Origin of the sequence: Campylobacter hyointestinalis subsp. lawsonii (genome assembly GCF_013372165.1) — a bacterium.
GTDB lineage: Bacteria > Campylobacterota > Campylobacteria > Campylobacterales > Campylobacteraceae > Campylobacter > Campylobacter lawsonii.
This window is the reverse complement of the sequence record NZ_CP053828.1, coordinates 554,499-570,044: the sequence shown is the minus strand read 5'-3', so window position 1 is coordinate 570,044 and position 15,546 is coordinate 554,499. Positions and strand designations below refer to the sequence as shown.

The 15,546-nt window shown below is 33.9% G+C and carries 14 protein-coding genes; 5 read left to right on the top strand and 9 right to left on the bottom strand.

Annotated features, from left to right (window positions below):
- Positions 1-34: 34 nt before the first annotated feature.
- From CHLWT_RS02895 to CHLWT_RS02880, 4 genes are all read right to left on the bottom strand, one after another.
- The gene (locus tag CHLWT_RS02895; protein ID WP_176320877.1) at positions 35-1,408 is read right to left on the bottom strand and encodes a sodium-dependent transporter; all 1,374 of its coding nucleotides are present in this window, start codon (positions 1,406-1,408) and stop codon (positions 35-37) included.
- Positions 1,409-1,430: 22 nt separating this feature from the next.
- Entirely contained in the window at positions 1,431-3,359 is a 1,929-nt protein-coding gene (gene abc-f / locus CHLWT_RS02890; RefSeq protein WP_111995572.1) for a ribosomal protection-like ABC-F family protein, read from the bottom strand.
- A 3-nt stretch (positions 3,360-3,362) separates the two neighbouring features.
- Positions 3,363-4,664, bottom strand: coding sequence for an MFS transporter (locus CHLWT_RS02885; RefSeq protein WP_111999943.1), 1,302 nt, complete (start codon positions 4,662-4,664; stop codon positions 3,363-3,365).
- 112 nt (positions 4,665-4,776) lie between these two features.
- Positions 4,777-6,273, bottom strand: a complete 1,497-nt coding sequence (locus tag CHLWT_RS02880) for a SulP family inorganic anion transporter (RefSeq protein ID WP_244948794.1) — start codon at positions 6,271-6,273, stop codon at positions 4,777-4,779.
- Between the two features lie 151 nt (positions 6,274-6,424).
- On the opposite strand from CHLWT_RS02880, the gene CHLWT_RS02875 reads away from it, so the two are divergent.
- The 5 genes from CHLWT_RS02875 (at position 6,425) to gltS (ending at position 11,245) form a co-directional block, all read left to right on the top strand.
- On the top strand, positions 6,425-7,084 hold the full coding sequence (locus tag CHLWT_RS02875) for a response regulator transcription factor (protein WP_111947902.1): 660 nt from the start codon (positions 6,425-6,427) through the stop codon (positions 7,082-7,084).
- Positions 7,078-8,025 (top strand): sensor histidine kinase, encoded by a 948-nt coding sequence (locus tag CHLWT_RS02870; protein WP_111999945.1) that lies wholly within the window; start codon positions 7,078-7,080, stop codon positions 8,023-8,025. The genes CHLWT_RS02875 and CHLWT_RS02870 overlap by 7 nt, the downstream gene beginning before the upstream one ends.
- A complete protein-coding gene (locus CHLWT_RS02865; protein WP_111999946.1) occupies positions 8,022-9,344 on the top strand; it encodes an MATE family efflux transporter in 1,323 nt (440 codons plus the stop codon). The genes CHLWT_RS02870 and CHLWT_RS02865 overlap by 4 nt, the downstream gene beginning before the upstream one ends.
- Entirely contained in the window at positions 9,320-9,940 is a 621-nt protein-coding gene (locus CHLWT_RS02860; RefSeq protein WP_111999947.1) for a M48 family metallopeptidase, read from the top strand. Before CHLWT_RS02865 ends, CHLWT_RS02860 begins: the two co-directional genes overlap by 25 nt.
- Positions 9,941-10,024: 84 nt before the next feature.
- On the top strand, positions 10,025-11,245 hold the full coding sequence (gene gltS, locus CHLWT_RS02855) for a sodium/glutamate symporter (RefSeq protein WP_082858087.1): 1,221 nt from the start codon (positions 10,025-10,027) through the stop codon (positions 11,243-11,245).
- Between the two features lie 366 nt (positions 11,246-11,611).
- Here the strand turns inward: gltS and CHLWT_RS02850 are convergent, their stop codons facing one another.
- The 5 genes from CHLWT_RS02850 to CHLWT_RS02830 all read right to left on the bottom strand — a co-directional run bounded on the left by CHLWT_RS02850 (position 11,612) and on the right by CHLWT_RS02830 (position 15,546).
- Positions 11,612-12,481: a carbon-nitrogen hydrolase gene (locus CHLWT_RS02850; RefSeq protein WP_111970529.1), complete on the bottom strand. Its 870-nt coding sequence runs from the start codon at positions 12,479-12,481 to the stop codon at positions 11,612-11,614.
- Positions 12,478-13,347, bottom strand: a complete 870-nt coding sequence (locus CHLWT_RS02845; RefSeq protein ID WP_111947896.1) for a cation diffusion facilitator family transporter — start codon at positions 13,345-13,347, stop codon at positions 12,478-12,480. The genes CHLWT_RS02850 and CHLWT_RS02845 overlap by 4 nt, the downstream gene beginning before the upstream one ends.
- A complete protein-coding gene (locus CHLWT_RS02840; protein ID WP_111969086.1) occupies positions 13,344-14,318 on the bottom strand; it encodes an agmatine deiminase family protein in 975 nt (324 codons plus the stop codon). The genes CHLWT_RS02845 and CHLWT_RS02840 overlap by 4 nt, the downstream gene beginning before the upstream one ends.
- Positions 14,319-14,389: 71 nt before the next feature.
- Positions 14,390-14,887: a TlpA family protein disulfide reductase gene (locus CHLWT_RS02835; protein WP_104064055.1), complete on the bottom strand. Its 498-nt coding sequence runs from the start codon at positions 14,885-14,887 to the stop codon at positions 14,390-14,392.
- Entirely contained in the window at positions 14,884-15,546 is a 663-nt protein-coding gene (locus CHLWT_RS02830; RefSeq protein WP_104064056.1) for an ABC transporter ATP-binding protein, read from the bottom strand. Before CHLWT_RS02830 ends, CHLWT_RS02835 begins: the two co-directional genes overlap by 4 nt.

Sequence of the window (15,546 nt, the reverse complement as noted above, 5' to 3'; positions counted from 1 at the left end):
TAATTTTAATAGATATTATCATAAATGTGTAAATTTATTTCATAAAATTATCATAAAAACTACTTATAAAAACGACTAAAATCAAAAATGGTATTATATATTTTATGTAAAAGAACCAAATATTTACTATTTTAACCGAATTTTGACTACCATAAAGTATCTCTTTTTTGGCTTCGTCCTTGAGTACCCAACCAACAAAAATTGCACAAAGCAAAGATGTGAGTACAAAAAATATCGTAGCACTTATAGCGTCATAAGCATCAAAAATATTTTTACCAAAAATAGTTACATTGCTAAGTATATTTGTAGACATAAGAGAAGGTAAATTTCCAAGCAAAAATATACCACCTAGCACTAAAACTATCGCATTTATACGTTTTATATTAAATTTTTCCTCTAAAACAGTTATCAAAACCTCATAAATAGGAAGTGAAGTCGTAAGAGCAGCTATCATAAGTAAGCTAAAAAATGCTATGGCAAAAAATGAGCCAAAATACATATGAGAAAACACAATAGGAAGGCTTTTAAAAACTAGGCTCGGTCCACTATCTGGCGCAACGCCAAAAGTAAATAAAGATGGAAATATCATAAAACCAGCAACAACAGCTATAAGTGTATTTAAAAGCCCTGTGATGATAGAAGTTTTTATTAAATCTTCATCTTTTCTAACAAAGCTAGAAAGTGTTATCATAACTCCAAAACCAAGAGATAAAGCAAAAAACACCTGTCCTAAAACATCTATAAAAAGTTTGGCATTTATCTTGCTAAAATCAGGAGTAAGATAGAATTTGATACCTTCTAAAGCACCATCAAGAGTTAAGTTTCTAAACACCATACCTATCATTAGTAAAAACAAAATCGGCATCAAAAATTTAGCCGCTCTTTCTATACCAGCAACTGCGCCACGAACCAAAATCACGAAATTTATAATAACAAAAACTATAGTAGCTATGCTTATAGCAAAAGGTGCATTTATGATATTTTCATCATAAAAAGCAGCGGTGGTTTGTGCAGTAACTACGCTGGATAAATTTAAATTTCCAAATAAGATATTATAGATATAGTTAAGCACCCAACCACCTATGACCATATAATACGCCATAATCCCAAAAGCTCCACAAAGCCCCATCCAACCTACTATTTTCCAAGCTTTATTTATTTTTTTACCATTTGCATTGCTTCCAAAAGCATCTACTGAGTTTATATGCAGACGTCTTCCTATAGCATTTTCAACTAGTATCATAGGTATGCCGATCACTATCATAGCTATACAAAATGTCAAAACATAAGCACCGCCGCCGTTTTGTCCGACAAGATACGGAAATCTCCAAGTTGCTCCAAAGCCTACCGTCGCACCAGCTACTGCCAAAATATATGTGAGTCTTGAACTCCAAGTTTGTCTATCTATCAAAATGCCATCCTTAATTTTATTATTTTTGTGAAAGCTCTAGAACTTCAAAATATTCGTTTTCTAGCGAATTTAGCTCGCCTTTTTTCTCTTCAAGTTCTTCAAATAAAACTTGAAGTCCTACTTTTTGGTAAATTTCAGGCACAGAGAGTGCGTGATTTAATTCTTTTATGCGATTTTCGATCTCTTCAATGAGAGCTGGATGATTTTGTAAAATTTGGTTTTGTTTATATGAAAGCTTTATAGGCGCCGTTTTTTGTTTTTCTTTGACTTGATCATTTGCTTCAAATTCTTTTTCCATATCATTTAACTGCTTAAGCTCTTCTTCGATATCTAAATATTCGCTATATTCCATATAAATTTGTTCTATTTTGCCGTGTTCATAAGCCCAAAGTTTGTTTGTTATCTTATCTATGAAATATCTATCGTGGCTGACTATAAGTATAGCCCCCTCAAAGCTTAATAAATACTCTTCTAAAATATTTATAGTAGCGATATCAAGATCATTTGTAGGCTCATCAAGTATCAAACAATCATATTCTTTTGTAAAAAGTAGTGCTAGGGCTAGGCGATTTTTCTCTCCTCCACTCAAAACAGAAACCGGTTTGTCTAAAAACTCTTTTGGAAATAAAAAGTTCTTCAGATACCCATACACATGATAATTACGCCCACGTACGATGATGTGATCACCGCCATTTGGACAAAATAGCTCTATGAGTGATTTATCATCATCTATACCGCGTCTTGTCTGATCAAAATATCCTATCTTTATATCTGCGCGGTTTATAGTGCCACTACTAGGTTCAAGTTCGCCTAAAATTATCTTTAGCAAAGTAGATTTTCCACTTCCATTTGGGCCGACTATACCTATACGCTCACCTTGCAAAACACGTGCATTAAAATCTTTAAAAAGTTCTTTTCCTGCGAGAGTTTTTGAAAGATTTTTACATTCAAAAAGCATTTTTTTACGATTTTGGTTAAGTCCGCCTTGATTAAAGCTCTTTGAAGCACGCTCAAGCTCAAGTTTAACTTTGCGAATAAGACTAGGATTTTTCTTAGCCTCCTCTCGCATAGCAAAAACTCTTTGTTTTCTACCTTCATTTCTTTTAAGTCTAGCTTTTACTCCACGCCTTAGCCATTCTTCTTCGCTTTTTAGCTGTTTTATAAGCGTTTCGTGGCTTTTAGCTAAAGACTTTAAAATCTCTTCTTTTTTAGTCAGATAATTTGCATATCCTCCATCAAAACTCATCAAATTTCCATCTTCTATCTCTACAGAGCGAGTAGCAAGTCTATCTATAAAATATCTATCGTGGCTTATGAAAACTATAGTCTGATTTGAACTAAGAAGCAGTTCTTCTAAAAATCTGACCATATAAACATCAAGGTGATTAGTAGGCTCATCAAGTAGCAAAATATCTGGTTTTTTAAGTATCAAAGCACCCAAAGCTACACGGCGAATTTCGCCTCCGCTAAGAGAGCTAACCGGGCGATTCTCATACTCTCTAAGAACAAAACTATCTAGCACACGTTCTATTTTATTTTCGATATTCCAGCCGTCTTTGCTTTCTATAAATTTAATAAGTTCATCTTGCTTTTGAAGTAATTCTTTATTTTGAGGATCATTTGAGATAGAATTTAAAGTCATCTCATACTCACTTCTAGCGTCAAATATCTCTTTTAGCTCATTATTTAATGCTTCTCGCACACTCAAATGTTCATCAAATTTCGGTGATTGAGCTAACATTTGGATAGAAATTCCGTTTTGCGTCACAACCCTGCCACTATCTACTTCATAAGCACCACACAAGATCTTCATCATAGTGCTTTTTCCGCCACCATTTTTTCCTATGATAGCGATTCTTTCTTTTTCATTTACGCTAAAATCTACCTCTTTTAGTATCTCTTTGTCACCAAATTTTTTACTGACACAGATCAGATCTATTAGCGCCATATTTTAACCTTTATTTACATCTTTTCTAAAATTCATAAACCATACGGCACAAACTATAGATAAAACCCCAAGCCCAACTAGATAATACCCAAGATACATAGGATCAAATTTATGCACCATAGCTACTGCAAATGGCGGAGTAACACCACCTGCGATAGCATAAGCTATATTATACGAAAAAGAAATTCCACTAAATCTTATCTTATTTGGATACAGAGCAACCATAAAAAACGGAGCACCACAAGGTCCTATACTACCAAAGAATCCAGCTATTAAATAAGCTATAAGAACTGCTTCAAAGCTACCACCGGTATATAAAATCTTAAAATAAGCAAAAACAGCCACGATAAATACAGCAGAAAAACCTATAGTCGCTTTAGAAACTCCTATTTTGTCTGATATTTTTCCATAAACAAAGCATCCAGCACACATAAAAACTATACAAGCCATCTGCATATAGATAGTAGTTATCCTACCTACTTCAATACCTGCTTCTTTAAATGCTGCTGGCATAAAATTTGGCATAAGAAGTATCATCACGACTATACAGCCAGTTAGCACCCAGCTAACTAGCATCGACATTATATTATCTACTTTATGGTATTTTATGACTGTTTTGATAGGCATTTTATCTATATCGTTAATGGATTGCATCTTTTTAAAGATAGGAGTTTCGCTTAAATAAGTCCTTAGATATATAGATATGATACCAAAGATACCGCCTATTATAAAAGGTAAGCGCCACATACCATTTTGTATCTGCTCGTCGCTATAGATATTTTTAACTATCATAGTAACTACACTACCTAAAAGTATGCCTGCTACAACAGCTGAAGTCAAAACGCCAACACTAAAATATAGCTTAGTCTTTGTAGCGTGCTCACTCACAAAAACCCAAGCTCCAGGAAGCTCACCACCTATAGCAATACCTTGTAAAAGGCGTATAAGCACTAAAAATATAGGGGCTGCGTATCCTATAGTCTCATAAGTAGGCATCAAACCAAGAGCAAACGTCGGTATAACCATAAGAAGTATTGAGAGCATAAACATATTTTTGCGACCATTTTTATCACCAAAATGCGCCATAATAATTCCACCAAGAGGTCTAGCAAAATATCCTGCAGCAAATGTTCCATAAGTATTTAAAAGCGCCCAAAAAGAGTCAAGAGTAGAAGGAAAAAATAGATGAGATATATAAGAAGCAAAAAATACAAAAATAATAAAATCGTAAAATTCAAGCATTCCACCTAAAGATGATAGGCTTAAAATCCTAAGTTCGTCATTACTAAAGCCCCGTTTTCTCATTTTAAGCACCTTTTTAATTAAAAATTTAAAGTTTTGATTATACAAAAAGTTTTATAAGTGTTTGATTAAAACAGACACTTATGTAACTTTTTGATAAATTTTATTGATAAATTTAGTTTTTTGCAGTTTTTATAGCATCATTTAAGCAGTCAAATATCCTATCTTTACCTACTAAATTTATAAGCGAATATAAATTTTGATCTTTATTAGTCACTATATAGATATCATAACCTTTTTTTAACTGCATATCGATCTCGTCTTCAAGAGCGTATATACCGCTAAGATCAACAAATGGCATCTCCTTGATATTTATGATAGTTTTTTTTGAAGCCAAATGACTTAATGCGTTTGCTATTTTTGAGCTAGACCCAAAGAAAAATGCACCATAAATCGACACTATAGTCAGATCCTCATCTTTTTTATAATCCACCTTTACTGCTTTATTTACTTGATATACAAGCACCAAAGAAGCCACTAAAACTCCAACTCCTACAGCAAATATAAGATCTACAAAAACAGTTAGTAAAAACACTAAGATCATAACGCTCAGATCGCATTTTGGAGCAGTTTTTAACTCTTTTAAAAGTCGATAATCAAATATATCAAATCCAACCTTTATAAGTATCGCTGACAAAACAGGTATAGGCACATAAGATACAAAATCTGAAAAAGATAGCAAAACAAGAGCTAAAAAAACTGAACTAGTTACACCTGAAAGCCTTGAGTTTCCACCTAGTTTGATGTTTGTAACTGTTCTCATCGTAGCTCCAGCACCTACTAAACCACCAAAGAATCCAGCCATCATATTTCCTATGCCTTGACCGATGAGCTCACGATTTGAGCTATGCTTCGTCTTTGTAAGAGAGTCTGCAACAAGTGAAGTAAGAAGTGAATCTATACTTCCAAGAGTGGCTAAAACTAAAGCGTAAGTAAGTATGATAGTTATGTGAGAATAACTAATCTGTGGTATGATAAATGTCGGAAGAGATGAAGGGATTAGCCCTATTGTTTTTACATCTAAATTTAAAAAATAAGACAATAAACTAAAAAGTATGAGCGCTAAAAGCGGTGATGGTATGAACGCGCTTATTTTCTTAGGAGTAAGATAGATGACTATTAATGCTAAAGCACCCAACATCAAGCTTTGCGGGTTTATATCTATACTAGGCAAAGCTATTAGTGCCTCTATGGTTCCATTTGGATTTAAACCGCCTAGTAAAGGCGAAATTTGAAGTAAGATGATGATGACGCCAACTCCGTTCATAAATCCTGATATCACCGGATATGGTATAAATCTAATAAATCTACCTATCTTAAAAACTCCAAGCAAAATTTGAAAAAATCCAGCCAAAATAAAAACCATTATAAGTAAGCTCATATCACCACCAAGAGCTACAACAACACTAGCAGTAACTACCGTCATAGGCCCTGTAGGCCCTGAAATTTGCGTCTTTGTTCCTCCAAATACAGCCGCAAAAAAACTTAACAAAATAGCTCCATAAAGTCCTGCAGCAGCCCCAAGTCCGCTTGCTATACCAAAGGCTAAGCAAAGCGGTAAAGCTATGACTCCAGCAGTTAGCCCACCGGCGATATCTCCTTTTATATTCAAAATAAAACCTTTAAATTTAAATTTGAAGATTTTATTTTATTCCTTTGATAATAAATTTTTTATTAAATTTAAATTGCTTAAATATACTTTAATAATAAAAATTTAATAAATAAAATCAAATATTTATATACATTTTGATAAAATACAAACTATGAATGCAAATATAATCATCATAGACGACGAAGAAGATCTATGCGAACTTTTAGAGTATAATCTTACTAGATCTGGCTTTAATGTTACTACGTTTTTAGACACGAAACGGGTTGAACAATTTTTAGAAGAAGAGGATGTGGATCTGCTCATAGTAGATAGAAACCTAGGCGGAGTCGAAGGGGCTAAATTTATACAAAACCTAAGGCATAAAGGCTACAACGAACCTGTCATCTTTTTAACAGCAAAAAACTCAAGCAAAGATAAGCTAGAAGGCTTTGAGAGTGGAGGAGATGACTACATAACAAAACCTTTTGAAATAAGTGAGCTAATAGCTAGAATAAATGCTTTATTAAAACGTACAAAACGTCAAAGCGAAGTATATAAATTTAAAAATATAACACTAAATGTAGATACGAACGAAGTTATAGTAGATGATGAGGTAAAAGAGCTTACTAGACTTGAGTTTTGTTTGCTTTTAGAGTTTATCAAAAACAAAAATACGCTGTTAAATAGAGACACGCTCATAAATGAAGTTTGGCATAATGATGAAGCAAACGAAAAAACAGTAAATATCGCCGTCAAACGCTTAAGGCAAAAGCTAGGAGCAGCAGGGGATTTTATAAAATCAGTACGTGGCGAGGGCTATAAACTTTGCTAAGGTTATCGCTGCTTTATATAGTTTTCATAGCTATATTTTTCTTTTGCTTTTGGCTGGTTTTAGGAAATGAGTTTATAGAAAAAATATACCTTATCATCATCGTTAGTCTATTTTTATCTATGAGTTTTTTATATATATCTTATGAACTTTCTATGTATAGGATTAAAAAAATCAAAGAATTACTCATAAAAAAAGATAAAAAGCTCAAAAAACAATCCGCCAAACTAAGACTTAGAAATTTACAGCTAGAAAATTTGCTAAGTGGTATGAGCCATGAGTTTAAAAATCCACTTGCAGTCATACAAATGTCGGCTCAAACGATACTTGAAGATAAAAATATGAGCGAAGAGTTTAGGCTTAAATTTATAAACAAAATCATCTCAAACTCAAATAAATTAAACAACATCATAAATCGTCTTAGGATAGGCTTTGGCGGAGATATCACACCAAATTTGACTACATTTGATGCAAAAGTTTTATGCAAAGAAGTTATCACCAACCTAGATCAAAAATACACAAATAAAACCATAAGTATAACTGGAGAAAAAATATTAAAAGCTGACTACGATATGATATATCAAGTAGTTCTAAATTTATGCGAAAATGCTCTAAAATACTCAAACCAAAACGTAAAAATTATCCTAAATGAAAACGGAGTTTTTATCACAGATAATGGAGAAGGTATAGGCGAAGACGAGCTAAGACTCATACAAAAAAAGTTTTATAAATCAAAAGAATACGACTGGAATAACTCTTTAGGACTTGGGCTTTATATAGTTAAGTTTATCCTTAAACTGCATGGTTTTGAGTTTGTCATCAGATCTACTAAAGGCGTAGGCTCTACATTTGGCTTTAAGGACAGACCTACTTCTGGGTTTAGGCTAAAAGATTTAGATCAAAAAAACACAAACGAAGTAGAATTTAAAAAAGGTCAAATTTGAAAAAGCTAAATCTCACCACGCTAGCAACTCCTATATTTTTTGATATGTTGCTTCGCACGCTTACTCTTATCATAAATACGATTATGGTAGCAAAAGTAGATGTTAATTTAGTCGGTGCTATGGGAGCTGGAAATCAAATTTTTAACCTTTTCGTAACCGTTTTTAGCTTTCTTAGTATAGGTTGTAGCGTCCTTGTAGCTCAAAGCTTAGGGGCTAAAAATACAAATTTGGCTACTAGAGCCATCCATATAAGCCTTAGTTTTAATGCTATTTTAGGTCTATTTTGTGCCGGTTTGATATTTACAAATACGCATAAAGCTTTAGAGTTATTAAACATTCCAAGCGCCGTCATAGAAGATAGCTACAAATACCTACATACGCTTTGTATAGCGCTATTTTTAGAATCCATAGGTATAGTTATGGCTTCTATAATCAGGGTAAAAAACTTTGCTTTTGCCATTATGCTTATATCAGCGTTTATGAATTTACTTACTATATTTGGTAACGCTATTGCGTTATTTGGTTTTTTTGGATTGCCAAATTACAGGCTTAGCGGAGTAGCCATATCAGTAGTATTTGCTAGGATAATAGGTATGATAATGCTTGGTTTTGTACTAGTAAAAGTAGCAAAAGTGCATATCTACTTCGGATTATTTTTCAAATTTTCTAAAGATATAATCCTAAAAATCCTAAAAGTCGGACTTCCTAGCGCAGGTGAAAACCTACTTTGGATAGGTCAATACATTGTAGCTTTTAGCTTTGTAGCAAGTATGGGTGAAGCAAGTCTTAGCGTACAAACCATATATTTTCAAATTTCTATGTTTATATTTTTAGCAAGTAGCGCTATAAGTATGGCAAATGAGATAATCATCGGGCATTTAGTCGGCGCTTGCGAATTTGATAAAGCATACAAAAAAGCGTTTGACACGCTAAAAATTGGCTGGATTATAACTTTAGTAGTGCTTTTTATCTTTTATCTTAGCAAAGAAGAGATAATGAGCGCTCTAAATTTAAACGAAGAACTAAAAGCCATAATGAGACCGCTTTTTACGCTTTCTTTGGTGCTTGAAAGCGGACGCACTTTCAATATAATAATGGTAAATTCGCTCAGAGCTAGTGGAGATGCTAGATTTCCTTTTATAGTAGGAGCCGTGTTTATGTGGGGAGTTTCACTTCCTGTAGGATACTATCTTGGTATAATTTTAGAATATGGAATAATCGGTGTTTGGATAGGATTTTGTGTAGATGAATGGGCAAGAGCTCTAGCAAATACACTGCGTTGGAGAAGTAAAAAATGGCAGTCGTATCGTCTAGTTTAAAATTTGGTAAATTTAGCGTAACTATAAACTATAAACCTGTAAAATACCTACGTCTAAAAGTCACTCAAAATGGTGATATAAGTATATCTGCTCCATTTTTTACATCAAAAACAAATATCTTAAATTTACTTAATAAAAACGAAAGTTGGCTAGAAAATACACTCGCAAAAATAAAATCCAAAGACGATAAGATTAAATTTTTAGGAAACGCTTATGAGCTTAAATTTGATGAAAATATCAAAGAAGTTTTGGTTTTAGATACTCAAATTATAGCTTCTTCTAAAGCGCAGTTTGATAAATTTCTATACTTAAAAGCCAAAGAAATATTTCAAAAATACATAGAGTTTTATCAACCAAAAATACCTAGACAAGTAACTCACGTAAGCATTAAAAAAATGAGTTCTCGCTGGGGTAGTTGCAACTCCAAAAAAGGATATATAAACTTAAATTTAAATTTGATAGCAAAAGATGAACGCTTTATTGAGTATGTCGTACTTCACGAGATGGCGCATCTCATTTATCCTCATCACCAAAAGAGCTTTTATGATTTCATACAAGGCTTAATGCCAGATTATAAAATAAGAGAAAAAATGTAGTTTTTAGCACGCATATTTTATTAAGCCAAATTTTGGCATAATTATAACCATTTTTAAAAATACACCAACAAAGGAGAACTAAATTTGGAAACGATAAACGTTGATTCATACTCTACTCTTGTAGTTATGGTGCTTGTTTTGTTACTCGGAGCTTTTGTTATAAAAAGAGTGAAATTTTTGCGAGTTTATAATATCCCAGAGCCTGTCGTAGGCGGTATCATCGCAGCAATTTTATTTTTATGTCTTTATAGTTTTAGCGGTATTTCGCTTAAATTTGATAGCTCACTCAAAGATCCGCTTATGTTAGCGTTTTTTTCTAGCATAGGGCTTTTAGCAGACTTTACGTCACTTAAAAAAGGTGGCAAAAAATTAGTCATATTTTTATTTGTCATTAGCGGACTTCTAATCTTGCAAAATGTAGTTGGTATAGGAGTTGCTCTTGGACTAGGAGAAAACCCTCTCATCGGACTTCTTAGCGGATCTGTTACTATGAGCGGAGGTCATGGTACAGGGGGAGCCTGGGCAAATGAGTTTATAAAAGCACCATATAATTTTAGCGCTGCTTACGAAGTAGCTATGGCTAGTGCGACATTTGGTCTCATTGCAGGTGGTATTATAGGCGGACCTGTTGCAAAGTATCTTATACAAAAAAATAACTTACAAACCCCAAATATCCATGAAGAAAGCAACACCACGCCTATACTAAACTTCGAATCCCCGCAAAAAACAAAGCTCATCACTCAAGAGTCATTCATTCGCTCTTTAGCTCTCATTGCACTTTGTCTTTACATAGGAAATTTCGTCGCAGAACATATAAAATCGCTAAATATCGGTTTTACGCTTCCTACATTTGTATATTGTCTATTTACCGGCGTCATTCTTAGAAATTTGATTCAAGCTCTAAAGATCCACGAAGTCTTTGATAGGGAAATTTCAGTTATCGGAAATGTTAGTTTATCTCTTTTCTTGGCTTTTGCTTTGATGACTATAAACCTTTGGCAGCTAGTATCTTTAGCGCTTCCTATACTAACTATACTTGTAGCACAAGTCGCCTTGATGGTAGCCTACGCGGTATTTATTACATTTAGAGTATGCGGAAAAGATTACGACGCTGCTGTTTTGGCTGCTGGACACTGTGGATTTGGACTAGGAGCGACACCAACTGCAATGGTAAATATGCAAACAGTCACAAATAACTATGGCATGAGCCATATGGCATTTATCATAGTTCCACTTTGTGGAGCGTTTTTCATAGATCTAGTAAATGCTTTAGTGATAAATGGATTTCTTGGCTTTTTAGGCTGAATTTATAGCAGAGCTTATCTCTGCTATAATACTCAAAAAATTATATTAGTTTAGCAAATTTCTACCTACTTTTTGCCACTTGCGGTAATTCCATCTTCTATGAGTGCTAAGGTATCAGCTTGAGCCGATGAATAGATAAAATCAAAAGAGATTTTATCTAGCATTATTTATAAAATCATTTAATGAAAATTCATTAGCTAAAAATTCTAATTCTTCTTTTTGATCATCAAAGAGAATTACGCTAAAAAATTTAGATTATATAGCATTTTATCTCCTTGTTGTTGCTTTGTAAAATATCAAAAATTTAGTTTTATTACCTAGATATCAAAAGCAAAAAACTTTTACGAGTTTTTTATTGTAAAAATTCTAGTCAATAAACCTTTTTAAAAGCCCGCCATAAGCATCGATGCGTCTATCTCTAAGAAACGGCCACCATCTACGAACTTGCTCGCATCTTTTAAGATCGATATCTACTATAGAGACAATCTCATCAGAGTCATTAGATCTAAAAAGCTCTTCGCCTTGAGATCCAAAAACAAAACTATTTCCCCAAAATCTTATACCGCTCTTAGCATCTGGAGCATTTTCAAAGCCTACTCTATTTACCGTTACGACAGGAAGTCCATTTGCTACTGCATGTCCTCTTTGGACTGCCACCCAAGCCTCAAGTTGGCGTGATTTTTCGTCTTCTTCATCACCATCAAACCAACCGATCGCAGTAGGATAAATAAGGATCTGAGCACCCTTTAGAGCCATAAGACGTGCAGCTTCTGGATACCACTGATCCCAACATACCAACACTCCAAGCCTTCCAACGCTAGTATCTATAGGCTCAAAACCTAGATCGCCTGGCGTAAAATAAAACTTTTCATAAAAGTTTGGATCATCAGGAATATGCATTTTACGATACTTTCCAGCTTCTTTTCCATCACTATCAAAAACAACTGCAGTATTATGATAAAGTCCGGCTGAGCGTCTTTCAAATAGCGAAGTTACCAAAACCACTTTAAACTCACGCGCTACTTCTGCCCAGTAAGCAACATCGCTTTCAAAGTCGCATGCTTCATCAAAAACTGCGACATTTTCATCTTGACAAAAATAACTTCCTTGATGAAGCTCTTGTAAAACTACCAAATTTGCACCATTTTGTGCTGCTTCTTCAATGCGTTTTGTGCTCTGTCTTATGGTCTCTTCTTTGCTACCATAAAATTTATGTGCGATAAGTGCTACTTTCATATCTCCTCCTTATCTCTGTCGTCTTCAATGTCAAAATGCGTATCAAACACCCATTTTTGTGTATTAAATTTACTCTTTATATCACTTTCTATATCATCTGCAACTTTGTGAGCTTTGGATAATGATATATTTGGATCAAAAACCAAATGAACGCTAAAAAAACTCTTCTCGCCACTTTTTCTAGTTTTTAGATAGTGATAACTCTTAACATCTTCTTTTGAATTTAAAATATCTATTATAGCACACACAACATCACTAGGCAACGCTCCGTCTAAAAGTATATAAACCCCATCTTTTACAAGTCCAAATGCACTAAATGCGATATAGATACTAACTACTATACCAAAGATCGCATCAACAGCGTCATATCCTGTGATCCATATCACAAATAAAGCTATGAAGATAGCTAAATTCGTAAGCAAATCAGTTTTATAGTGTAAAGCATCGGCTTTTATAATAAGATTTCCTGTTTTTTTATAAACCCCTCTAAGATATAAAACCAAAAGCCCTGTAAATACCATAGATATAACCATAACTAGCATAGCGCTCGTAGTTTCTACGCTTTTTGTACCATTTAGCAACTTTTGTATGCTAGAATAACATATAAAAATAGCTATGCCGATGATAAAAGCACCCTCAAACAGAGCGACTAAAGCTTCTACTTTGCCATAGCCAAAGTTAAACTTATCATTTGGGTTTGCATTTGACTTTTTTAAAGCAAAATAGTTTAAAGCCGATACAAGGCAATCAAGCATAGAGTCGATCGCAGAGCTAAGAACAGCCAAAGAGCCACTTGTTATACCTACTATAAATTTAACTATTGCTAAGATGATAGCAACAGCACCAGCAACGACAGGCGCACTCATCTTACGCCCTTAAATCTGTTTTGACTAGAGCAGTGAAGTGAGCCATTTTGACGCACAAAAACACTACTATCTACGCCGATCACGTCTAAATTTGGTAAAGCATTTTGTAACGCTCTTAATGCAAATTTATCTGCTTTTTCATCTCCATATGTCGGCACTATAAGAGCTCCATTTATAAAGATAAAATTGCAATACGTCGCTGCTAGTCTGCGACCTTCATAAAATAATGGTTTTGGGATAGGAAGTGCTAAAAGGTTAAAACCACTCTTTTCAAGCTCATCTTTCATCAAATTTAACTCACCAAAATGCTCATCACTCTCATCATCACAGGCGGCGTAAGCTACTGTGTCTTTTGAGATAAATCTCGCTAAGGTATCAATATGGCTATCTGTGTCATCGCCTTTTATAAATCCGTGATTTAGCCAGATTATTTTATTTAATCCAAAAAGATCAATTAGCTTTTTTTGCAACTCTTCTTTTTTAAGCTTGTTTCTATTGTCATTTAGTAGGCATTTGCTAGTAGTTAGCATTACTCCATCGCCATTAAATTCGATGCTTCCACCCTCTAAGATGAGCTGAATGCTTCTTAGTTCGCCTTTTAGAGTCTCAAAAAGCTTTTTATTTACAGCATTATCTAAAATACTATCAAATTTAGAGCCCCACGCATTAAATTTAAAATCATAGCTTATAGTTTTAGCTCCATCTAAAACATCGATAGCACCATAATCTCTTATCCAAGTATCATTCGTATCTATACGTAAAAACTCTACATTTTTAAATTTAGAAAATCTAACAAAATCGCTTGTATTTGGGGCTATTAAAAGCACTTTTTGATATTTGGAAATGACTCTTACTAAGTTTTCATATGACTTTAAAATATCATCAAGATATGGCTTCCAGTCTGTATTAACATGTGGAATGCTAAGAAGTATTAACTCTTGATCGTCCCATTCTGCGTAAGTTTTTATCATAAATGCTACCTTGCAACTACAAATTTAGAAGTTTGCAAGGATAGCATATAAGGATTTAATATTTTATAAAATTAGTCCAAAAGAAGCTTTAGCTCATTTTCAAAAGCTGATTTTGGATAAAGCCCCAAAAACTGCTTTACCTTTTTTCCATTTTTATCAAATATATAAGTGACTGGAGTCCCCATAACCCCGCCTACTACGTTAGATAAATAGCTAACTGATTTAGGGGCTGAAGTACTCATAAAAGAGACGCCTTTTTCTTTTAGCGTAAATATATCGCTATCATATCCGGTCGTATCGCCCATCACACCATATACTTTTATCTTTCCGTCATACTCTTTAATGAGCTCATTTATGATAGGCACTTGACTATCACAAGCCCCACACATAGTAGAAAAGAAAAATAACATATATGGCTTATCCCAGCCTATTATTTTTAGCTCTTTTTTAGCAGTATCATATGTAGTATCAAAGCCATTTTTATCATTTAAAGTCATATGATGTCTTGAGCCATCGCCACAACCTATCAAAATAAATGCAAATATAAGCGAAAATATCAAATTCTTCATCGTAAATTCTCTATTCTTTCAAGTTTTCCATGCCTTAGATAGACTACTTTATCTGCGTATCTGCCAAGCTCCTCATTATGAGTGATGAGAAGTAGAGTTTTACCCTCGCTTTTTAGTTTTTGAAAAGCTTGTAAAATTATTTTTTCGTTTGCTTCGTCTAAATTTCCAGTTGGCTCATCAGCTATTATAATATCTGGGTTATTTATGAGAGCTCTTGCGATACAAACACGTTGCTGCTCACCGCCACTAAGCTCACTTGGCTTGTGACTTATCCTATGAGCAAGCCCTACTTTATCAAGAGCGTCTTTAGCACTATCTTTATCTACACAGCTATGATAAAACTGGCTTATCATCACGTTTTCTAAAGCGTTTAAGTATGGTACTAAGTGAAATTGCTGAAATACTAATCCTATCTTTTTGCGTCTAAACTCTAGAATTTGTTCTTGGCTTAAAGAGTTTATATCGCTATTGCAAAGCCTATACTCTCCGCTTGTTGGACTATCCATAAGGCTTAGGATATTTACCAAAGTACTTTTTCCGCTTCCGCTAGGTCCCATTATACTTATCCATTCACCTTTTTGTACGCTAAAACTTATATTGTCGATCGCTTTTACATCACCAAAATGTTTAGATATTTTATTTAAGCTTAAAACTTCCAT